This window comes from Aquimarina sp. TRL1 (genome assembly GCF_013365535.1).
In the GTDB taxonomy this organism is placed as follows: Bacteria; Bacteroidota; Bacteroidia; order Flavobacteriales; family Flavobacteriaceae; genus Aquimarina; species Aquimarina hainanensis.
Map to the genome: position 1 here is coordinate 2836238 of NZ_CP053590.1, position 26844 is coordinate 2863081.

Genomic DNA, 26844 nt, shown 5'->3' on the forward strand with positions numbered 1-26844 from the left:
TGATATGGTACTGAAAGATAAAAGCAATGAAAATAGGGGACTTGCAGATTTCTTACCTGAAGCAAATGGAAATTTAGAAAATTTAATAACAAAACAGGAAAGAGAAGCGAGTCAAGATACCAGAAAGATAAATAAGTAATTGCTTGGGAATACATAAAAGTACATGATATATGTACTTATTTATAATTTGTTTAACCATTATAAAGAATAAGCAAAATGGATAGAGTAACACATATGATTTTTTGGGTGCTGACAATCTTATCTCCTGTTAATGCAGTAATGATAACCATCGTTTTCTTGATTGTTGTAGACTTTATAACAGGCTCTTATGCTTCTTATAAAAGCAAAGTACCAATCAGTAGTGAACGTATAGGAAATACAATTTCTAAATTTTTCATCTATAATCTGGTGATTTTAGCTTCCTATTTTATGGAAGAACACATCGTTGATGAGATTCCTTTTTTAAAAATTATAGCTGGTTTTATAGCCTTAACAGAAATTAAATCGATCATGGAAAACTTCAATAAGATATACGGAGTAAACCCTTTTAAAGCCTTAATAAATCTCTTAAAAAAAAGTGAGCTGAAAGATGCTATAGAAAGTATGTCTAAAGACCAGAAAACAAAATAATAAATAACTCACAAACTCAACTTTTTTTTCTGATTGACAATGAGGAGAAGGATGCCTGTAATAGGTAGTCTTCTCCTCTTTTTTTTAATACGATATAAAGACCAGAGAAAAAAAGTTGAAAATTAAATGCGACTTTATTGCAATTAAAATAAAAACACTGTATATTGCGACAGTGTTGCAATTGTGATAAAGGGTGTTGTAGACAGTTTAAGTTATTGAATAATTCAAAAAAAATAACTGTCATTTAAGACAAATACTCAGAAATAGTAACATTTGTAGGAACTGTGGTCATTGTTCAGCTACAATAAATATGGTAGCGATATAACATACTATCGCTACCAGTTTTAAAAAAAGAAATAATAAAATAAAAAGCTATGGGATAAATCGAATGGTTTGTTTATAGAGAAAATACCTTAGGCATAGAAAGTCATTGTTCATATAGAGATTCTTTTGTTCTAGCTTTCATATATACTAAATATTAGATAAGATTTATCCTCCATGGAAGGTTTAAGGTGTTTTCTCTTTGTGTTTACTTCCTCGCTTTTTATTGATAAAAATATATCCATTGTATTTGCTTTGTTTTGTATAGCAGATCGTGGTGAAAAATAAAGTTTGTGTTCGACAGGAAAAGGAAAGCGGTGTTAGATCAATCAAAAAACTGTAGATCTAATTTCCTTTTTTTCTGTCGATGATTTTTTTTTAAACAATTTCTTCTTCGTCTTATTTTCTTGATAATCTTTACGGTATAGCCTTATTTATTTTGAGTTCTTCAATCAATAGGAATTGATTATTTATACATAGATTTATGATTGGTAAATACAACAATGTTGGATTTAGAATATAAAAAGTTATAGTCACTTAGAATAAAAGTGCTATTTAAGTAGTAAAGTTTTATAAGCGCATAATAAAGCTTTTATATGAATTTTAGTTAATTAAATCTTAGTTGTAAGTATTTCATATTAGATAAAACAGTGCGGTGATAAGTAATGTAATTAATGAGGAGATAACAGAAACTGTGTGATTAAATACTGTCTAAACTGTAAAGGCAATATAGTAAGAAAAGGAGATTTTGAGATTGTTATTTACAATCTCAAGCATACCCATGTCGTATTTCTTTAGAGAAAACATAAGATTCCACATATACTCATTTTTATATACTGATTATTTAAATAAATATTCATTTAACAGCATTTGTATGAGTAAAAAATACGTTAGCTCTGTCTTTATCTTTAATCTTTCAACAACAATAATCGTATTATCTTTTTCTTTATTGTTTGGAATAAGGAGCACCGCACAAACATCGCTGGCAATTATTGACAAAGGAATAGAAGAACCTAAAATAATTGTAAATCACTTATCGGTAAAAAAAGCAATAGATGTATATAGTAAGGAGCAGTTTTTTGAATCAAAAGCTCCGGAAGAAATCCAGGTTTTTAGTCATGCCAGACCGGGAGAATTGTTTTTAGAAGGAAAGTGGCATAAAAAAGAAGAAATTGTCGACTGGTTTCTGTCATTAGCAATAGATAGAGCAGCCATAAAGAACTTGAGTATTTACGGATGCAATTTTGCAAAAGGAACAGTAGGGAAAGAAACGATTCAGTATTTAGAGGAACAATTATCTCTTTCAGTTGCAGCATCTACAGATATTACTGGAGCTGGAGGGAATTGGAAATTAGAAATTGGAGAAGCTATAAACCCTGTTCAGGTTTCGAATTACGAATACAGTTTTCAAAATATAGGAGGAACCGTAAATAGTTACGCTTCTGTTACAGGTATCAGTGGAACAACTTTTACAGTAGACGATGCTTCTTCTTTTTCAATAGGAGATTTGGTAATGATTATCCAGATGCAGGGGGCAGTAGTAAATACCACAGATAGTGATCAATACGGTACAGTAACAGATTATAATGGGGTAGGAGATTACGAATTAGTCACTATCTCAGGCATATCTTCAAATGATATTTCTTTTTCGAGTATAACCAATACATATGATGTCAATGGTACAGTCCAAATAATAAAAGTCCCGGATTATTCGTCTAATGCGCTGACAACAGTAACTTCAGAAATAACAGGAGTGGCTTTTGATGGGACAAAAGGAGGAGTTATAGCCCTGAAAGCAGATGTTTTGCAATTAGATGCCAATATCAATATTTCAAATTCGGGATTCAGAGGAGGTGCAATTAATACTACAGACGGTAGTATTCCTGGATATATAGGAACCTCGGGAGCACAAAAAGGAGAAGGGGTTGCTAAGTTTACTGTAGGAGATAGAAAACGAGGGAAACAAGCGAATGGAGGAGGAGCAGGAAACTGGGTTAATGCTGCGGGAGCAGGTGGAGGAAACTTTGGAGTAGGAGGAAGAGGTGGAGAATACGCCGGTTCTAATGTTATTCAATCAGGAGGAATCGGAGGAGACGCATTCGGAGGATGTGGAAGTTCGTTAGGTGGTCAGACACCTACAGTAGTTCGATACCCAATTATGGGAGGTGGAGGAGGAGCAGGAGATAGTAACGATGCCGGAGTTTCCATAGGAGGAATCGGTGGAGGAATTATTTTCGTTTTTGCCAATGAAATTAATGGGAATGGAGGAAGTATTCTTGCTAATGGAGAAAATGGAGATACTTGTACATCAGGAGATGGATCCGCAGGAGGAGGAGCAGGGGGAACTTTTTATACCGATGCAACTACTTTTTCTGGAACCATACCAGTTTCTCTAAAAGGAGGTAATGGAGGTAATGCAACAAGTAACCACTCTTCTGGAGGAGGAGGTGGGGGTGGTGCATTTTTCCTAGGAGGAACTTCTGTGCCAGCAGCAATTTCATTAGATGTATCAGGAGGAGCTCATGGTACAGCTTCTACGAGTACTACCCCGGAAGATGGTTTTGCAGGTGGGTTTGTAAATATTAATCAAATTGCCCCTCCAGATATAATAAGTAATCAGCAATTTTCATTAACAGTAGATGCATTTTCTAATGGAGATCCCGTGGATGGAGTTTCCGATCCCGGAAATGGAATTGTAGATGCCAATGTAGATTCAGGAACTACATTAGCAGATTGGACTATTGTTGGTCCGGCTGATTTACTGGGAATTTTTCAGATTAATGCTACGACTGGAGAAATAACTGTCGCAGATGGCTCAACTCTTACAGATCCGATTGAATACAGTATTTATGTGCAGGTAGAAAATGCATCAGGAGAAATTTCATGTGTAAAAGAAATTACTATTGAATTAGTATGTGAATTTGGTTCTATTAATGACACTCAAAATGCACTGACAGCATCCCCTAATGCAAATGCTAGTTGGGGAGCTGTTGATGGAGCAGCAGGAGCTCCGGATATTGATGGAGCAGGAGTTGATGTAGTAGCTAACCGGACAAGTATTTATAATACTACGGCAACAGTCTTATCTTATGGAACTGCCTTTTCCGGAGGCTCAGAGGTTCGGATATATGCTAGAAGATGGAGTAGTGGGTATGCCCGGGGAATGACAATCGCTTTCTCAGATGATAATATTACATATACCACAGAATCCTCAGAAATAACACCGACCTCAGAAACAGCAGGAGTATATGATCAGATAAGTTATACTATACCATCCAGTGTAACAACGTCCTATCAATACATTCGGTTAACGCCTGCAGGAGCTGGACAATCTTTATTGTTAATTGATGCAGTAACAGTTTTAACAGAGGAGTGTTTCCCATGTCCGGCGGGGATAGATGCTCCGGCATTATCATCGACAACCATATCAAATGTATGCCCAGTCCATACCTATGATCTTACAAGTATAACAGCAAGTAATGGACCTGTAAATACATCACTTACATGGCATACGGGAACCCCGGCAACAACAGCTAATAAAGTCGGAACTCCAGCTGCTGTTACAGCAGGGATATACTATGCTGCATTTTACAGCGCATCAGATGATTGTTATAGTGGGATCAATGGAGAAGGAACAACAATGGTGGAAACATCAGGGGATTCAGACTGTGATGGGGTGTTGGATATCACAGACATTGATGATGATAATGATGGAGTGTTAGATACTATGGAGAAAGATTGTTCTCAATCATTTGTAACAAGAACTTTAATTGATTTATCTTCTATTGCGGCAAATTCAGAATTAAGTAATCAATTAGAAGCTACATATGGAATTTCATTTTATTCATTGAGTGGGTATCATTCTGTTATCAGAAGTAGCCATGGAGGATTTGTTGATAACCTTGTAGTAGGGGGAACTAATACATCTGGAACTTTAAACTGGTCCGGTGTTGGGATGACCTTTACTCAAGATGTGAATTATATAGAAATGCATGGAGATCCTGCTGGAAATGGAGGGACTATTTACTTTAATGTGTATGACTCAGATGATAATTTGTTGTATTCTGATACAGCCCCTGATGGAGGAACAATTTTTAGTTTTCAGTCTTCAAGTGATAATATTGCTAAAGTAGAAATTTATGAGAATAATCCTGCTTCAGCTCAGGATGTTGCTTTTGGAGATATTTACCTTAAGAGGAATTATTGTGAAGATTTGGATACTGATAATGACACCATTTCGGACCGTTTGGATTTAGACAGTGATGGCGATGGATGTAGTGATAGTGTAGAGGCAGGTAATACAGCTATTGCGAATAATGATATTGTTAATTATAATACGGGAACTGACGCCAATGGCAATGGATTATTGGATCAGTTCGAAGATGGAGCCACAGGGAATATCAATTACACTTCTACTTATTATTATGCCTTAAGTGCTGTTACGAATGCATGTGCAGATACTGATGGAGACGGGGTTAATGACTTAGCTGATATAGACGATGATAATGATGGAGCACTGGATGTAACTGAATTAGGGTGTGGTAATGGTGCCGCAGCTGTAACTAATACGGTACTTACTGCCGGGAGCCAGCAAATTGAAGGAACGTTTACGAATGGTCCCGGAGTTGCAGATTATGATGTTCAGTTTTCTAACTTAAGTGCAGCATTGGTTGCCGCTAATATTGTTCCGGTAACAGCAGGGTTGCATTACATCGTTGATGATACAAATTTAGGAGATTACGAAACGACAATTACAATAACACCTCAAACAGGAACTTTATTGGAGAGCATTGAGTGGGGACCTGCATTATTAGGGAATACTGATACAGAAAATAATAATGATGAACAAACCATAACATTAACCTGGAGCCCTGCCATTTCAGCAACAGTAATTGACCCAGATAATCAGTTAGATATTGCAGATGGAACTACAATAAATTCAGGGCAGGCAATTGTTCAGGGAACAGAGTTTGAATATACCAGTCAACCTACTTGGAAGATTATTTTTAATACCAATTTATTGCCGTCTGCATTTGAGCTAAATGCGTCTCATGTAGCCTTAGCAGGAGTAGCAGATTTAAGAGATGAAGGGTTTAGTATTATTGCAAATGTTTGTAATGCAGTGAATACAGATGGAGATGCGTTGATCAATAGTTTGGATTTAGACAGTGATGCAGATGGGTGTAGTGATGGTGTTGAAGCAGGAAATACAACAGTTGCTAATAATGATATTGTTAATTACAATACAGGAACAGATGCGAATGGTAATGGATTATTGGATCAGTTTGAAGATGGAACCACAGGAACTATAAATTATACGTCTACGTATACAGATTATGCCGATGATAATACACTTAACGTTTGTGCAGATACAGATGGAGATGGAGTAGGAGATTTAATTGATATTGATGATGATAATGATGGTATTCTAGATTATGTAGAAAGACAGTGTTCATCAACACCAAACTATGATAGTGCTTGGGATATTAATGTATATCAGGGAGGAAGCGGACCAAGTTGTGGAGATAATTTAGGATTAGCAGCAGCCACTCTCATTGCTTCTGGAACCATGAATGAATTCCCTGGGCAGTTAAAAGTAGATTGGTATAATGGAGGAGCATCTACCTTATTATCAACGTTAAACTCTAATGGAGGTTCGGTTACAGGAAGCAACCCAACAGGATCTTATTGGATTATTGAGCATATTCATACATTTTCAGCATCAGAAGAAGGGTATTATGATATTTTACCCTCATCAGGAACACATGATAGTAAAATGGCTATCAAAGAAGATAACAACGGGGTAGAAACGGTTTTGTTTTGTGAACCTAATTGGACAGTAGCTAGCCCAGGAATTAATAATATTTATTTCGAAGAAGGGGATAAACTGAAGTTATATGTCAATGAATATGCTGGAGCCAACCAGGGGCTAACGATTGACATTGGAGTAGCAAGTGGAAATTCGCAAGTTTTTTGTTCTGATGTTGATACTGATGGAGATACAATACCTAACCATCTGGATTTAGATAGTGATGGAGATGGGTGTAGTGATGGAGTCGAATCAGGAAATACTTTAGTTGCTAACAATGATATTGTTAATTATAATACAGGAACAGATACCAATGGAAATGGGTTGTTAGATCAGTTCGAAGATGGAACAACAGGGAATATAAATTATTCTTCTACCTATGAATTATACGCAATATCAGAGGTGCTGAATAGTTGTGCAGATACAGATGGAGATGGAGTTAATGATTTAGTAGATATTGATGATGATAATGATGGAATTTTGGATGAATCTGAGGCAACAGATTGTTTTTATTCCGAGGAAGAGATAGGGACTATTGTAAAGATAACTTCAGAACTAACAAGCCCTGATGATGATCAATTAGATGGAGATATTCAGTTATTACATGATGAAGCGACAACCTATACATTCAATTTTGATGCAGGACAGAATATTATTGGTTCAGGTTTGTTTATAATCGAATATCCATCATTGGTGGAATTATCGGATGTAACCTTAATTAATAATACGACGTGGGGAGCAGGAGTAACGGCAAAATTACAAGGTTCCATCGATGGAGTAACTTGGGTAGATGCCAGTGTAGCGGTTGATATGGCTACAACTTCTGATAAAGTTTTTACAAGTACTAATTCAAATGAATATAAATTTTATCGAATAGTTGGTGTAAATGGGGGTACGACAGTTACATCTACAACCATCGGTGAGATAACTTCTAATGTCGCTTCAGGTTATGTCGCTGGATTACATCCTAAAAACTCATGTAGTATTGATACGGATACAGATACAATATTAAATCATTTGGATTTAGACAGTGATGGCGATGGATGTAGTGATAGTGTTGAAGCAGGAAATACAACAGTTGCTAATAATGATATCGTTAATTATAATACAGGAACAGATGCTAATGGCAATGGATTATTAGATCAGTTCGAAGATGGTACTACGGGAAATATTAATTACGCTTCTACTTATTATTATGCCCTGAGTGCTGTTACCAATGCATGTGCAGATACAGATGGAGATGGAGTTAATGATTTAGTAGATATTGATGATGATAATGATGGCGCATTAGATGTAACTGAGTTGGCATGTGGGGTTGGAGCCGCAGCCGCAACTAATACGGTACTTACAGCAGGGAGCCAGCAAATTGAAGGAACGTTTACGAATGGTCCCGGAGTTGCAGATTATGATATTCAGTTTTCTAATTTAAGTGCGGCACTGGTTGCAGCCAATATTGTTCCAGTAGCAGGAGGATTGCATTACATCGTTGATGATACGAATTTAGGAGATTATGAAACTACAATTACAATCACCCCTCAAACAGGAGGTTTACTGGAGAGTATTGAGTGGGGACCTGATTTATTAGGGAATACAGATGCCGAAAATGATAATGACGAACAAACAATTACACTTACCTGGACACCAGCTGTTTCTGCAGTGGTAGTAGATCCGGATAATCAATTAGATATAGCAGATGGTACAGTGATTACATCTGGACAAGCTATTTTCCAAGGTGCGGAGTATGAAAACTCAAGCCCTCCTACGTGGAAGATTATTTTTAATACCAATTTATTGCCGTCCGCATTTGAGCTAAATGCGTCTCATGTGGCTTTAGCAGGAGTTGCAGATTTAAGAGATGAAGGGTTTAGTATTATTTCAAATGTTTGTAATTCTGTAAATACAGATGGAGATACATTAATTAATAGCCTGGACTTAGACAGTGATGGGGATAGCTGTAGTGATAGTGTAGAATCGGGAAATACATTAGTAGGAGATAATGATATTGTTAATTATAATACAGGTACTGATGCCAATGGAAATGGATTATTAGATCAGTTTGAAGATGGAACGACAGGAACTATTGATTATAATTCAACGTATTCATACGCCATAGATAATGTATTTAATGTTTGTGCTGATACAGATGGGGATGGAGTAGGAGATTTGATTGATATTGACGATGATAATGATGGGGTTTTGGATATAGATGAAGGGTCGAATTGTAATACAGTAGTCGATTTAGGAGTTGACGGTACTTTTGAAGATTTAGTAGGGGTAGCGAGTTCAGATGCTTATAATAGTAATGTTACAGCTGGTGGTTGGAATAATGGAACGGGAAGTGCCGATTCATGGTTGTCTCCAATGCCTAATACAGGTTCAGGTACCTGGGGAGGAATTGCAGATGGAACTCCATCTTCACCTGATGGTGGTGTATTTGTGGGAGGATGGACTAATAATGGCGGAACAGGAGAATCTTTTTATACAAATATTTCTGGGCTAACGATTGGTCAGGAATATACGGTTGTCTTCTATCAAGCCCATGCTGGAATTGAAGGAACAACAGCATTAAATGATAATGCCAGATATGACATTTTATTTGGTAGTGAAACAAAAGCGAGTAATGAACAACCTTATCTTGGAGAAGGAAATCAGATATGGGAAGAACAAAGATTATTGTTTACAGCTACAGGAGAAACTCAACGATTAGAATTTTTTGCTCACTCAGGAAGTGATAATCATGTAGGAGGGTCTGCTGCTTACAATTATCCTGTAGTTGATGGAGTCCGAATTTTAGAAGGAGATCAGGTCGTACCAATTGTAGGAGGATGTATCAGTATTGATACAGATGGAGATACCATTCCTGATCATTTAGATCTAGACAGTGATGGCGATGGTTGTAGTGATAGTGTAGAAGCAGGAAATACTTCTATCGCTAATAACGATATTGTTAACTACAATACAGGAACGGATGCAAATACTAACGGATTATTAGATCAGTTTGAAGATGGCACTACTGGTAATATAAATTATACATCGACATATACTCAATATGCATTAAGCGATTTTCTTAATTTTTGTGCCGACACTGACGGTGATGGGGTAAATGATCTTACAGATATAGATGATGATAATGATGGAGCATTAGATGCGGTTGAATCACCTTCATGTTACTATGCTGAGAATGAGGTCGCGTTTAACAATGCAACTACTACCTTAACGAATTATAGCACCAATGCAGCTTATCAGTTCTCTGAATTATATGATGGAGTTACAAATGATATAGCAGCTTATGGTGCTTTGAATACCGATATTACAGGAGAAACGGTTTATGAGCTAGAGTTAGAATTCCCTGTAGAACTTTCAGAAATAGATGTAATTTTTAATTACAGTATTTTCAGAACAACAGCTACATTTAAATGGCAAGGATATAACGGAAGTACATGGGTAGATGTAACAGGAGTATTAAGTGAAACGGAAACAACCAATAATACCTATACCTATACGCTTAATGCGACAGGGCAGAAATATAGCAAATACAGATTATTAGGAGTTTCAGGAGCAACCTATTATAATCGTATTTATGAAATAGTACCAAAAGTTGATAGCTCGTATCAAGCAAGTTTACATCCAAAAGGAGATTGTTCGATAGATACCGATTCGGATACAGTATTTAATCATTTGGATTTAGACAGTGATGGCGATGGATGTAGTGATAGTGTTGAAGCAGGAAATACAACAGTTGCTAATAATGATATCGTTAATTATAATACAGGAACAGATGCTAATGGCAATGGATTATTAGATCAGTTCGAAGATGGTACTACGGGAAATATTAATTACGCTTCTACTTATTATTATGCCCTGAGTGCTGTTACCAATGCATGTGCAGATACAGATGGGGATGGAGTTAATGATTTAGTAGATATAGATGATGATAATGATGGCGCATTAGATGTAACTGAGTTGGCATGTGGGGTTGGAGCCGCAGCCGTAACTAATACGGTACTTACAGCAGGGAGCCAGCAAATTGAAGGAACGTTTACGAATGGTCCCGGAGTTGCAGATTATGATGTTCAGTTTTCTAATTTAAGTGCGGCACTGGTTGCAGCTAATATTGTTCCAGTAGCAGGAGGATTGCATTATATCGTTGATGATACGAATTTAGGAGATTATGAAACTACAATTACAATCACCCCTCAAACAGGAGGTTTACTGGAGAGTATTGAGTGGGGACCTGATTTATTAGGGAATACAGATGCCGAAAATGATAATGACGAGCAAACAATTACACTTACCTGGACACCAGCTGTTTCTGCAGTGGTAGTAGATCCGGATAATCAATTAGATATAGCAGATGGTACAGTGATTACATCTGGACAAGCTATTTTCCAAGGTGCGGAGTATGAAAATTCAAGCCCTCCTACGTGGAAGATTATTTTTAATACCAATTTATTGCCGTCCGCATTTGAGCTAAATGCGTCTCATGTGGCTTTAGCAGGAGTTGCAGATTTAAGAGATGAAGGGTTTAGTATTATTTCAAATGTTTGTAATTCTGTAAATACAGATGGAGATACATTAATTAATAGCCTGGACTTAGACAGTGATGGGGATAGCTGTAGTGATAGTGTAGAATCGGGAAATACATTAGTAGGAGATAATGATATTGTTAATTATAATACAGGTATTGATGCCAATGGAAATGGATTATTAGATCAGTTCGAAGATGGAACGACAGGAACTATAAACTATTCCTCAACGTATTATTTTGCAACAATAAATACGGCAAACTCTTGTACGGATACAGATGGGGATGGAATAGGAGATTTAATTGATATCGATGATGATAATGATGGGGTTTTAGATATAGATGAATGCGATGTAATACCAGTGGTAACTAATGGGGATTTTGGAACTAATGATGCTACTGGATGGAATGTGTCCCCTTCCTTAGGAAATGCTTCAGGGGGGCGTTATATAATCAACAATGACACTAATTGGGAGGTGTCATTGACTCAGTCAATAACGGTGAGTCCTGGGGATGAAATCACAGTTTCAATAGATGTGGGATCATTAAGCACCAGTACAGCTTATGAAACGCAAGATGGGTTTGACGTCTATGTAGGAAATCAGTTATTGGGGACAGCTCCTGGAAATATTGGAGGAACAATGACGCCTTATTCTTTCTCAGGAATAATAACGGAATCTGGTATTGTAGATTTGAAAATTGTTATGCGCCATGTGCATACAGGGAATAATGATTTATACCTGGATAATATTCAAGTAACCAGCTATAGTAGCCCAACGTGTACAACAGATACCGATGGAGATACTATTCCAGATAGATTAGATTTAGATAGTGATGGAGACGGTTGTAGTGATAGTGTAGAAGCAGGAAATACTTCTATAGCAAATAATGATATTGTTAATTATAATACAGGGACGGATGCTAATGGAAATGGATTATTAGATCAGTTCGAAGATGGTACTACAGGAAATATAAACTATACGTCAACATATAATCAATATGCATTAAGTGATTTCTTAAGTGTCTGTGCGGATACAGATGGTGACGGAGTTAATGATTTATCTGATTTAGATGATGATAATGATGGGGTTTTAGACGCAGTGGAATCCCCAAGTTGTTATTATACAGCTAGTGAGGTGGCAATAACTGATGTAACTACTACACTGACCAACTACAGTACGAATGCCGCATATCAGTTTTCTGAATTATATGATGGAGTACTAAATGATATAGCTTCTTACGGAGCATTAAATACGGATATCACAGGAGAGACTGTCTATGAGTTAGAAATGGCATTTCCAGTAGAACTTTCTGAGATTGATGTTGTTTTCAACTATAGTATTTTCAGAACTACTGCAACGTTTAAGTGGCAAGGATATAACGGAAGTACATGGGTAGACGTTACAGGGGTATTAAGTGAAACGGAAACAACGAATAACACCTATACTTATACACTTAATGCGACAGGGCAGAAATATAGCAAATACAGATTGTTAGGAGTTTCAGGAGCAACGTATTATAATCGTATTTATGAAATTGTTCCAAAGGTACCAACTACTTTTAAACCAAGCCTTCATCCAAAAGAAAATTGTTCAGTTGATAATGATTCGGATACGGTATTTAATCATTTAGATCTGGATAGCGATGGAGACGGTTGTAGTGATAGTGTTGAGGCAGGAAATACTGTCATAGCTAATAATGATATTGTAAACTATAATACAGGAACAGATGCTAATGGAAATGGTCTGTTAGATCAGTTCGAAGATGGTACTACAGGAACTATAAATTATACATCAACATATAATGAATATGCATTAGATGATACTCAAAATGCATGTACAGATACAGATGGGGATGGAGTAGCAGATATAGTTGATGTTGATGATGATAATGATGGGATTTATGATACTGATGAGATGGATTGTAATGTTGTAGAAATTACGAATCCAGGGGATATGACATGGCATGGAACAGCAGCAGGGAACATTTCTTCTCCTGTAAATACAACTTTACAAGTAGGAGGCGCTGCCTGGTCAACAGCGTATTCTGATCAAACATTTACCTTACCAATTGTGATGGAAGGAACTGTCACTGCCGCAGTTAACGGTATGATAGGGATTTTTCCTGTTAGCGGAACAGAAATAACTGGAGCTACATGGAACGACGGAGGGTATAAATTTCAATTTAATGCCTCGAATGGTATGTATGTGCGTCATGGAGCATCCGTAAGCGGGTGGCATACTCCTTCAATTGTAGGGACTACCTTTAGACTTGAAATAGATGCGGCAGGAAACATGAATTATATTCATAATGGATCAACTGTTTATACAGGAACAGTTCCATTAGAAGATTATAAAATCACATTAACTAGAGGTTCTTTTACAATTGAAAACTTTACGATGTCTGCAAAATCAGATACTTGTGCAGGGATTGATACAGATAGTGATACCATATATGATCATTTAGAATTAGATAGCGATGATGATGGGTGTTCTGATGCGAATGAAGCATATGGACTATACAATGCCGATGGAGGAGATGGAGGGCAATATGGAACTGGTGATCCGTTAACTGTTGCTGAAGGAGAAGTAAATGCAGATGGATCTGTAATTGCTGCGGCTTATGATACAGGAGTTGTAGCGGCAGTCACTGATAATACTGATTCTTCAGTGTGTCCAACTGATACAGATAGAGATGGAGTTCCGGATATTGTAGATTTGGATGATGATAATGATGGGATATTGGATATAAATGAATTAGGAACTTGTGAACCTTCTTCTATATTGAGTCTCGAAGGGTATTTCGCAACGGTTTATGATGCAGCTGTTTTTGATGCTTGGACAGAGGTTTCTTCTTCGACATCTTTTCCAACTGCTAGTTATACGGAAATAGGTAGGTTTACCTACTCAGAGTTTGCAGGAACAAACCAAGCATTCAATATTAATTTTTCCGGTTGGGGATCTGCTGTGAGTAATTCAAATGTTGATATAGACGATTATACAGGAACAATATTAGCTGATGGGGAAGATGATTTTGCTATTCTATTTAAAAAAGAAATAAGAACTGAAGAAGTAGGAACGTACCAAATAGATTTGACAAATGGAGATGATCATATTCTAATTTATAAAAATGGAACTAAAATAGGACAACAACAAAATGTATATTCAGGAGCTCCCCACATTAATTTTGTGTCAGTGTCCTTGAATGAAGGAGATATATTAGAGATTCTCTTAGTTGAAGAATTTGTCTTTAATACAGCAATTGATGTAAATATAACAAAGACTTCGGGTGCATGTATGTTAGATACAGATGGAGATCTTATACCTAATCATTTAGATTTAGACTCAGAAAATGATGGTATTCCTGATAATATAGAAGCCCAATCGACAACAGGGTATATAGCTCCTTCTGGAAATGATACAGATAATGATGGGTTAGATGATGCATATGAAGGGTCCGGTAATGAAGGATTGACTCCTGTCAATACAGATGGTACAGATGAAGTGGATTATCTGGATTTAGATTCGGATAATGATGGAGCAACAGATACGACTGAAGCAGGGCTCACTTTAAGTGGTGCCGTTGGAGTTAATGGGTTAGATAATAGTTATGATAATGGGGATAGTTATGCCGATGTCAATGGTAGTTTTGATAATACGCAGACAGATAATTTTCCTGATGCAGATGGAGATGTAAATTCAGGAGGCGATGTGGATTATCGTGATATTGTAACTCCTACCGTGGTTAGTCAGACCACCAATGATACAACCCCGGTGATCACGGGTACACATGATTCGTCTACAACTTTAACAGTGACAGTAGATGGAGTTACCTATAGCGAAGGAGATGGGAATCTGGTAGACAATGGCGACAATACCTGGAGCTTAACGATTCCTGCGGGTAATGAGATCAGTCCTGACGGCACCTATGATGTGACGGCTACTTCAATTTCTGGAAGTATTTCTGTTTCAGATACCACTTCCGGGGAATTAACAATCGATACAGTAGCCCCTACAGTTCCAACAGTGGTTAGTCAGACCACCAATGATACCACCCCGGTGATCACAGGTACAGCAGATTCTTCAGACAGCTTAACAGTAACGGTAGATGGAGTTACCTATAGCGAAGGAGACGGGAACCTGGTAGACAATGGCGACAATACCTGGAGTTTAACAATTCCTGCGGGTAATGAGATCAGTCCTGACGGGACCTATGATGTAACCGCTACAGCTACCGATACAGCTGGTAATACGGCTACGGATACCACTTCCGGGGAACTGATCATCGATACAGTCGCCCCTACAGTTCCAACAGTGGTTAGTCAGACCACCAATGATACAACTCCGGTGATCACAGGTACAGCGGATTCTTCAGACAGTTTAACAGTAACGGTAGATGGAGTTACCTATAGCGAAGGAGACGGGAATCTGGTAGACAATGGCGATAATACCTGGAGTTTAACAATTCCTGCGGGTAATGAGATCAGTCCTGACGGGACCTATGATGTAACCGCTACAGCCACCGATACAGCTGGTAATACGGCTACGGATACCACTTCCGGGGAACTGATCATCGATACAGTCGCGCCTACAGTTCCAACAGTGGTTAGTCAGACCACCAATGATACCACCCCGGTGATCACAGGTACAGCGGATTCTTCAGATAGCTTAACAGTAACGGTAGATGGAGTTACCTATAGCGAAGGAGACGGGAATCTGGTAGACAATGGCGACAATACCTGGAGTTTAACAATTCCTGCGGGCAATGAGATCAGTCCTGACGGGACCTATGATGTAACCGCTACAGCTACTGATACAGCTGGTAATACGGCTACGGATACCACTTCCGGGGAATTAACAATCGATACAGTCGCCCCTACAGTTCCAACAGTGGTTAGTCAGACCACCAATGATACAACTCCGGTGATCACAGGTACAGCGGATTCTTCAGACAGTTTAACAGTAACGGTAGATGGAGTTACCTATAGCGAAGGAGACGGGAATCTGGTAGACAATGGCGATAATACCTGGAGTTTAACAATTCCTGCGGGTAATGAGATCAGTCCTGACGGGACCTATGATGTAACCGCTACAGCCACCGATACAGCTGGTAATACGGCTACGGATACCACTTCCGGGGAATTAACAATCGATACAGTCGCCCCTACAGTTCCAACAGTGGTTAGTCAGACCACCAATGATACCACCCCGGTGATCACAGGTACAGCGGATTCTTCAGATAGTTTAACAGTAACAGTAGATGGGGTTACCTATAGCGAAGGAGACGGGAACCTGGTAGACAATGGCGACAATACCTGGAGTTTAACAATTCCTGCGGGTAATGAGATCAGTCCTGACGGGACCTATGATGTAACCGCTACAGCTACCGATACAGCTGGTAATACGGCTACGGATACCACTTCCGGGGAACTGATCATCGATACAGTCGCCCCTACAGTTCCAACAGTGGTTAGTCAGACCACCAATGATACCACCCCGGTGATCACAGGTACAGCGGATTCTTCAGATAGTTTAACAGTAACAGTAGATGGGGTTACCTATAGCGAAGGAGACGGGAATCTGGTAGACAATGGCGACAATACCTGGAGTTTAACAATTCCTGCGGGCAATGAGATCAGTCCTGACGGGACCTATGATGTAACGGCTACAGCCACGGATACAGCTGGTAATACGGCTACGGATACCACTTCCGGGGAATTAACAATCGATACAGTCGCCCCTACAGTTCCAACAGTGGTTAGTCAAACCACCAATGATACAACTCCGGTGATCACAGGTACAGCGGATTCTTCAGATAGTTTAACAGTAACAGTAGATGGGGTTACCTATAGCGAAGGAGACGGGAATCTGGTAGACAATGGCGATAATACCTGGAGCTTAACAATTCCAGCGGGCAATGAGATCAGTCCTGACGGGACCTATGATGTAACCGCTACAGCCACGGATACAGCTGGTAATACAGCTACGGATACCACTTCCGGGGAATTAACAATCGATACAGTAGCGCCTACAGTTCCAACAGTGGTTAGTCAGACCACCAATGATACAACCCCGGTGATCACAGGTACAGCGGATTCTTCAGATAGTTTAACAGTAACGGTAGATGGAGTTACCTATAGCGAAGGAGACGGGAACCTGGTAGACAATGGCGACAATACCTGGAGCTTAACAATTCCTGCGGGCAATGAGATCAGTCCTGACGGGACCTATGATGTAACGGCTACAGCTACTGATACAGCTGGTAATACGGCTACGGATACCACTTCCGGGGAATTAACAATTGATACAGTAGCGCCTACAGTTCCAACAGTGGTTAGTCAGACCACCAATGATACAACCCCGGTGATCACAGGTACAGCGGATTCTTCAGACAGCTTAACAGTAACAGTAGATGGAGTTACCTATAGCGAAGGCGACGGAAACCTGGTAGACAATGGCGACAATACCTGGAGTTTAACGATTCCAGCGGGTAATGAACTAACTACAGATGGTACCTATGATGTAACGGCTACAGCCACCGATACAGCTGGTAATACGGCTACGGATACCACTTCCGGGGAATTAACAATCGATACAGTAGCGCCTACAGTTCCAACAGTGGTTAGTCAGACCACCAATGATACCACCCCGGTGATCACAGGTACAGCAGATTCTTCAGATAGCTTAACAGTAACGGTAGATGGAGTTACCTATAGCGAAGGAGACGGGAATCTGGTAGACAATGGCGACAATACCTGGAGCTTAACGATTCCTGCGGGTAATGAACTAACTACAGATGGTAGTTATGATGTAACGGCTACAGCCACTGATACAGCTGGTAATACGGCTACGGATACCACTTCCGGGGAATTAACAATCGATACAGTCGCCCCTACAGTTCCAACAGTGGTTAGTCAGACCACCAATGATACAACCCCGTTGATCACAGGTACAGCGGATTCTTCAGATAGTTTAACAGTAATGATAGATGGAGTTACCTATAGCGAAGGAGACGGGAACCTGGTAGACAATGGCGACAATACCTGGAGCTTAACAATTCCGGCGGGTAATGAACTAACTACAGATGGTAGTTATGATGTAACCGCTACAGCCACTGATACAGCTGGTAATACGGCTACGGATACCACTTCCGGGGAATTAACAATTGATACAGTCGCGCCTACAGTTCCAACAGTGGTTAGTCAGACCACCAATGATACCACCCCGGTGATCACAGGTACAGCGGATTCTTCAGACAGCTTAACAGTAACGGTAGATGGAGTTACCTATAGCGAAGGAGACGGGAACCTGGTAGACAATGGCGACAATACCTGGAGCTTAACGATTCCTGCGGGCAATGAGATCAGCCCTGACGGGACCTATGATGTAACGGCTACAGCCACTGATACAGCTGGTAATACAGCTACGGATACCACTTCCGGAGAATTAACAATTGATACAGTAGCGCCTACAGTTCCAACAGTGGTTAGTCAGACCACCAATGATACCACCCCGGTGATCACAGGTACAGCGGATTCTTCAGACAGTTTAACAGTAACAGTAGATGGAGTTACCTATAGCGAAGGAGACGGAAACCTGGTAGACAATGGCGATAATACCTGGAGTTTAACAATTCCTGCGGGTAATGAGATCAGCCCTGACGGGACCTATGATGTAACCGCTACAGCTATGGATACAGCTGGTAATACGGCTACGGATACCACTTCCGGAGAACTGATCATCGATACAGTCGCCCCTACAGTTCCAACAGTGGTTAGTCAGACCACCAATGATACAACCCCGGTGATCACAGGTACAGCGGATTCTTCAGACAGTTTAACAGTAACAGTAGATGGGGTTACCTATAGCGAAGGCGACGGAAACCTGGTAGACAATGGCGACAATACCTGGAGCTTAACAATTCCTGCGGGTAATGAGATCAGTCCTGACGGGACCTATGATGTAACCGCTACAGCCACTGATACAGCTGGTAATACGGCTACGGATACCACTTCCGGGGAATTAACAATTGATACAGTCGCGCCTACAGTTCCAACAGTGGTTAGTCAGACCACCAATGATACCACCCCGGTGATCACAGGTACAGCGGATTCTTCAGACAGCTTAACAGTAACGGTAGATGGAGTTACCTATAGCGAAGGAGACGGGAATCTGGTAGACAATGGCGACAATACCTGGAGTTTAACAATTCCTGCGGGTAATGAGATCAGTCCTGACGGGACCTATGATGTAACCGCTACAGCCACGGATACAGCTGGTAATACGGCTACGGATACCACTTCCGGGGAACTGATCATCGATACAGTCGCCCCTACAGTTCCAACAGTGGTTAGTCAGACCACCAATGATACCACCCCGGTGATCACAGGTACAGCGGATTCTTCAGACAGTTTAACAGTAACGGTAGATGGAGTTACCTATAGCGAAGGAGACGGGAATCTGGTAGACAATGGCGATAATACCTGGAGCTTAACAATTCCTGCGGGCAATGAGATCAGTCCTGACGGGACCTATGATGTAACGGCTACAGCCACTGATACAGCTGGTAATACGGCTACGGATACCACTTCCGGGGAACTGATCATCGATACAGTCGCGCCTACAGTTCCAACAGTGGTTAGTCAGACCACCAATGATACAACTCCGGTGATCACAGGTACAGCGGATTCTTCAGACAGCTTAACAGTAACGGTAGATGGAGTTACCTATAGCGAAGGAGACGGGAATCTGGTAGACAATGGCGACAATACCTGGAGTTTAACAATTCCGGCAGGCAATGAGATCAGCCCTGACGGGACCTATGATGTAACCGCTACAGCCACGGATACAGCTGGTAATACGGCTACGGATACCACTTCCGGAGAACTGATCATCGATACAGTCGCCCCTACAGTTCCAACAGTAGTTAGTCAGACCACCAATGATACAACCCCGGTGATCACAGGTACAGCGGATTCTTCAGATAGTTTAACAGTAACGGTAGATGGGGTTACCTATAGCAAAGGAGACGGGAATCTGGTAGACAATGGCGACAATACCTGGAGCTTAACAATTCCGGCAGGCAATGAGATCAGCCCTGACGGGACCTATGATGTAACCGCTACAGCCACTGATACAGCTGGTAATACGGCTACGGATACCACTTCCGGAGAACTGATCATCGATACAGTCGCGCCTACAGTTCCAACAGTAGTTAGTCAGACCACCAATGATACCACCCCGGTGATCACAGGTACAGCGGATTCTTCAGACAGCTTAACAGTAACAGTAGATGGGGTTACCTATAGCGAAGGCGACGGAAACCTGGTAGACAATGGCGACAATACCTGGAGCTTAACAATTCCTGCGGGTAATGAGATCAGTCCTGACGGGACCTATGATGTAACCGCTACAGCCACTGATACAGCTGGTAATACGGCTACGGATACCACTTCCGGGGAATTAACAATCGATACAGTCGCTCCTACAGTTCCAACAGTGGTTAGTCAGACCACCAATGATACCACCCCGGTGATCACAGGTACAGCGGATTCTTCAGACAGCTTAACAGTAACGGTAGATGGAGTTACCTATAGCGAAGGAGACGGGAATCTGGTAGACAATGGCGACAATACCTGGAGTTTAACAATTCCTGCGGGCAATGAGATCAGCCCTGACGGGACCTATGATGTAACCGCTACAGCTACTGATACAGCTGGTAATACGGCTACGGATACCACTTCCGGGGAACTGATCATCGATACAGTCGCCCCTACAGTTCCAACAGTGGTTAGTCAGACCACCAATGATACCACCCCGGTGATCACAGGTACAGCGGATTCTTCAGACAGTTTAACAGTAACGGTAGATGGAGTTACCTATAGCGAAGGAGACGGGAATCTGATAGACAATGGTGACAATACCTGGAGCTTAACGATTCCGGCAGGCAATGAGATCAGTCCTGACGGGACCTATGATGTAACGGCTACAGCCACGGATACAGCTGGTAATACGGCTACGGATACCACTTCCGGGGAATTAACAATCGATACAGTCGCGCCTACAGTTCCAACAGTGGTTAGTCAGACCACCAATGATACAACCCCGGTGATCACAGGTACAGCGGATTCTTCAGACAGTTTAACAGTAACGGTAGATGGAGTTACCTATAACGAAGGAGACGGGAACCTGGTAGACAATGGCGACAATACCTGGAGCTTAACGATTCCTGCGGGTAATGAACTAACTACAGATGGTAGTTATGATGTAACGGCTACAGCCACTGATACAGCTGGTAATACGGCTACGGATACCACTTCCGGGGAATTAACAATCGATACAGTCGCCCCTACAGTTCCAACAGTGGTTAGTCAGACCACCAATGATACAACCCCGGTGATCACAGGTACAGCGGATTCTTCAGATAGTTTAACAGTAACGGTAGATGGGGTTACCTATAGCGAAGGCGACGGGAACCTGGTAGACAATGGCGACAATACCTGGAGCTTAACGATTCCAGCGGGTAATGAGATCAGCCCTGACGGGACCTATGATGTAACGGCTACAGCCACGGATACAGCTGGTAATACGGCTACGGATACCACTTCCGGGGAACTGATCATCGATACAGTCGCGCCTACAGTTCCAACAGTAGTTAGTCAGACCACCAATGATACAACTCCGGTGATCACAGGTACAGCAGATTCTTCAGATAGCTTAACAGTAACGGTAGATGGAGTTACCTATAGCGAAGGAGACGGGAACCTGGTAGACAATGGTGACAATACCTGGAGCTTAACGATTCCTGCGGGTAATGAGATCAGTCCTGACGGGACCTATGATGTAACGGCTACAGCCACGGATACAGCTGGTAATACGGCTACGGATACCACTTCCGGGGAATTAACAATTGATACAGTAGCCCCTACAGTTCCAACAGTAGTTAGTCAGACCACCAATGATACCACCCCGGTGATCACAGGTACAGCGGATTCTTCAGATAGTTTAACAGTAACGGTAGATGGAGTTACCTATAGCGAAGGAGACGGAAACCTGGTAGACAATGGCGACAATACCTGGAGCTTAACAATTCCTGCGGGCAATGAGATCAGTCCTGACGGGACCTATGATGTAACCGCTACAGCCACTGATACAGCTGGTAATACAGCTACGGATACCACTTCCGGGGAATTAACAATTGATACAGTAGCGCCTACAGTTCCAACAGTGGTTAGTCAGACCACCAATGATACAACCCCGGTGATCACAGGTACAGCGGATTCTTCAGACAGTTTAACAGTAACAGTAGATGGAGTTACCTATAGCGAAGGAGACGGGAACCTGGTAGACAATGGCGACAATACCTGGAGTTTAACGATTCCTGCGGGTAATGAGATCAGCCCTGACGGCACCTATGATGTAACCGCTACAGCCACTGATACAGCTGGTAATACGGCTACGGATACCACTTCCGGAGAATTAACAATCGATACAGTAGCGCCTACAGTTCCAACAGTGGTTAGTCAGACCACCAATGATACCACCCCGGTGATCACAGGTACAGCGGATTCTTCAGACAGTTTAACAGTAACGGTAGATGGAGTTACCTATAGCGAAGGAGACGGAAACCTGGTAGACAATGGCGACAATACCTGGAGCTTAACGATTCCAGCGGGTAATGAGATCAGCCCTGACGGGACCTATGATGTAACTGCTACAGCTACGGATACAGCTGGTAATACGGCTACGGATACCACTTCCGGAGAACTGACCATCGATACAGTAGCCCCTACAGTTCCAACAGTAGTTAGTCAGACCACCAATGATACCACCCCGGTGATCACAGGTACAGCGGATTCTTCAGACAGTTTAACAGTAACGGTAGATGGTGTTACCTATAGCGAAGGAGACGGAAACCTGGTAGACAATGGCGATAATACCTGGAGTTTAACGATTCCTGCGGGTAATGAGATCAGTCCTGACGGGACCTATGATGTAACTGCTACAGCTACGGATACAGCTGGTAATACAGCTACGGATACCACTTCCGGGGAATTAACAATCGATACAGTAGCCCCTACAGTTCCAACAGTGGTTAGTCAGACCACCAATGATACCACCCCGGTGATCACAGGTACAGCGGATTCTTCAGACAGCTTAACAGTAACGGTAGATGGAGTTACCTATAGCGAAGGAGACGGGAACCTGGTAGATAATGGCGACAATACCTGGAGCTTAACGATTCCAGCGGGTAATGAACTAACTACAGATGGTAGTTATGATGTAACGGCTACAGCTACTGATACAGCTGGTAATACGGCTACGGATACCACTTCCGGGGAATTAACAATTGATACAGTAGCGCCTACAGTTCCAACAGTGGTTAGTCAGACCACCAATGATACAACCCCGGTGATCACAGGTACAGCGGATTCTTCAGACAGCTTAACAGTAACAGTAGATGGAGTTACCTATAGCGAAGGCGACGGAAACCTGGTAGACAATGGCGACAATACCTGGAGTTTAACGATTCCAGCGGGTAATGAACTAACTACAGATGGTACCTATGATGTAACGGCTACAGCCACCGATACAGCTGGTAATACGGCTACGGATACCACTTCCGGGGAATTAACAATCGATACAGTAGCGCCTACAGTTCCAACAGTGGTTAGTCAGACCACCAATGATACCACCCCGGTGATCACAGGTACAGCAGATTCTTCAGATAGCTTAACAGTAACGGTAGATGGAGTTACCTATAGCGAAGGAGACGGGAATCTGGTAGACAATGGCGACAATACCTGGAGCTTAACGATTCCTGCGGGTAATGAACTAACTACAGATGGTAGTTATGATGTAACGGCTACAGCCACTGATACAGCTGGTAATACGGCTACGGATACCACTTCCGGGGAATTAACAATCGATACAGTCGCCCCTACAGTTCCAACAGTGGTTAGTCAGACCACCAATGATACAACCCCGTTGATCACAGGTACAGCGGATTCTTCAGATAGTTTAACAGTAATGATAGATGGAGTTACCTATAGCGAAGGAGACGGGAACCTGGTAGACAATGGCGACAATACCTGGAGCTTAACAATTCCGGCGGGTAATGAACTAACTACAGATGGTAGTTATGATGTAACCGCTACAGCCACTGATACAGCTGGTAATACGGCTACGGATACCACTTCCGGGGAATTAACAATTGATACAGTCGCGCCTACAGTTCCAACAGTGGTTAGTCAGACCACCAATGATACAACCCCGTTGATCACAGGTACAGCAGATTCTTCAGACAGCTTAACAGTAACGGTAGATGGTGTTACCTATAGCGAAGGAGACGGGAACCTGGTAGACAATGGCGACAATACCTGGAGTTTAACAATTCCGGCAGGTAATGAACTAACTACAGATGGTACCTATGATGTAACCGCTACAGCCACTGATACAGCTGGTAATACGGCTACGGATACCACTTCCGGGGAATTGACAATTGATACAGTAGCGCCTACAGTTCCAACAGTGGTTAGTCAGACCACCAATGATACAACCCCGGTGATCACAGGTACAGCGGATTCTTCAGACAGCTTAACAGTAACAGTAGATGGTGTTACCTATAGCGAAGGAGACGGGAACCTGGTAGACAATGGCGACAATACCTGGAGCTTAACGATTCCAGCGGGTAATGAACTAACTACAGATGGCAGCTATGATGTAACCGCTACAGCTACTGATACAGCCGGTAATACAGCCACGGATACCACTTCTGGGGAATTAACAATCGATACAACCCCTCCTGTGGTGACTTTATCAATAGATGATATTACGACAGATAATATTGTTACAGGGGAAGAAGCAGAAGGAGTTATAGCTATTACGGGAGTTGTAACAGGAGAATTTACAACGGGAGATATTGTTACTTTAGTTATTGACGGTTCTGTTTATACAGGTACAGTAGATAGCACAGGGGCTTTCTCTGTAGAAGTTCCCGGAACGGTTTTATTAACAGATCCTGATGTGACAATAGAAGGAAGTGTTTCTGTTACTGATGCGGTAGGGAATACTACAGAAGTGAGTTCGGAGAAAGAGTATATGATTGATCCGGATGATGATGGATTAACAAATGAAGAGGAAGAAGAGATTGGTACAGATCCCACAAATCCAGATACAGACGGAGACGGAGTGATAGACGGTCAGGAGGTTATTGATGGAACAGATCCAATAGATGAATGTGATTTATTAATAACCAGTCAAGATATTACACTAAGTGTAGCATGGAATATGTTAGATTGTGATGGAGACGGGGTTACCAATGGTCAGGAAATTATAGATGGTACTGATTTTATTGATGGATGTGATATACTAGTGGCTAGTCAAGATACGGCACCAAGTGCAGCATGGGAAGCTTTAGACTGTGATGGAGATGGAGTTACTAATGGACAAGAGATTATTGATGGAACAGATCCAATAGGTGAGTGTAGTATGCTTGCTATAAATCAAGATACAACTCCTAATGAAGCATGGAACGTACTGGATTGTGATGGAGACGGAGTAAGCAATGAAGAAGAAATAACAGATGGTACTGACCCTATAGATTCAGATACTGATGGAGATGGAGTGACAGATGGAGATGAAAAAACAGATGGAACTAGTGGTTTGGACAATTGTGATTACAATGCTTCTAGTATAAGTTTATCTCCAGATACTAATTGGGAACAGCTGGATTGTGATGGAGATGGAGATAGTAATGGAGATGAAGTTATTAATGGAACAGATCCTCAGGATGCTTGTAGTGTCTTAAATCAGGTAATTCCTAATATATCTTCTGCTACATATCATGTTTGGGCGATGTCTGATTGTGATGGAGATGGTGTAGTAAATGGAGTTGAAGTAGATCCTGATAGGGATGGAGAAGCAGGACCAAATGATACAGATCCTTTTGATGGTTGTAGTTATAATCAGGAAGATCAGGATATAAATATTGTTAGTGATTCTTGGATGGCGATGGATTGTGATGATGATGGAGTAAACAATGATGATGAAATTACAAACGGAACGGATTTGCTTAGAAAAGATACTGATGGGGATGGAGTTACTGATGGAGATGAAGTAAAAGATCAGACAGATGGTCTTAGTGCCTGTGATTATAATGAATCAAGCATTACATTGGTCCAGACTGTAGATGTTGACTCTTTAGATTGTGGAGGAGAAGTAATTGTTCACACAGGAGTTAGTCCTAATGGAGATGGAATGAACGACGGATTGAGAATTGAGGGGCTGGAACAATACCCGGAGAATACTCTATATATTTATAATAGGTGGGGAGTAATGGTTTTTGAAGCTAGCGGATATGAACAATCAGGTACAGCTTATTTTACGGGAGCTTCTAAAGGTAGAGCAACAGTAAAAGAAGAAGATTTGTTACCAGCAGGTACTTATTATTATATGTTAGAGTATAAGAATAAAGAGGGAGAGGTTATCACCAAAACAGGGTATATTTATCTCAATAGATAACACTCTGCTGAGATAGATATGTAAAGCCTGCTTCTATT

Annotated in this window: 3 protein-coding genes; all 3 read left to right on the forward strand. The window is 41.2% G+C overall.

Annotated elements, in window-relative coordinates; all coding sequences use genetic code 11:
* The first annotated feature begins 4 nt into the window (after window positions 1–4).
* A complete protein-coding gene (locus HN014_RS22730) occupies window positions 5–139 on the forward strand; it encodes a hypothetical protein (protein WP_303246380.1) in 135 nt (44 codons plus the stop codon).
* A gap of 77 nt (window positions 140–216) precedes the next feature.
* Window positions 217–630 carry a phage holin family protein gene (locus HN014_RS11465; RefSeq protein WP_176029011.1) on the forward strand — a complete coding sequence of 138 codons (414 nt, stop codon included), beginning with the start codon at window positions 217–219 and terminating at the stop codon, window positions 628–630.
* A gap of 1195 nt (window positions 631–1825) precedes the next feature.
* Entirely contained in the window at window positions 1826–26806 is a 24981-nt protein-coding gene (locus tag HN014_RS11470; protein WP_176029012.1) for an Ig-like domain-containing protein, read from the forward strand.
* Window positions 26807–26844 lie beyond the last annotated feature (38 nt).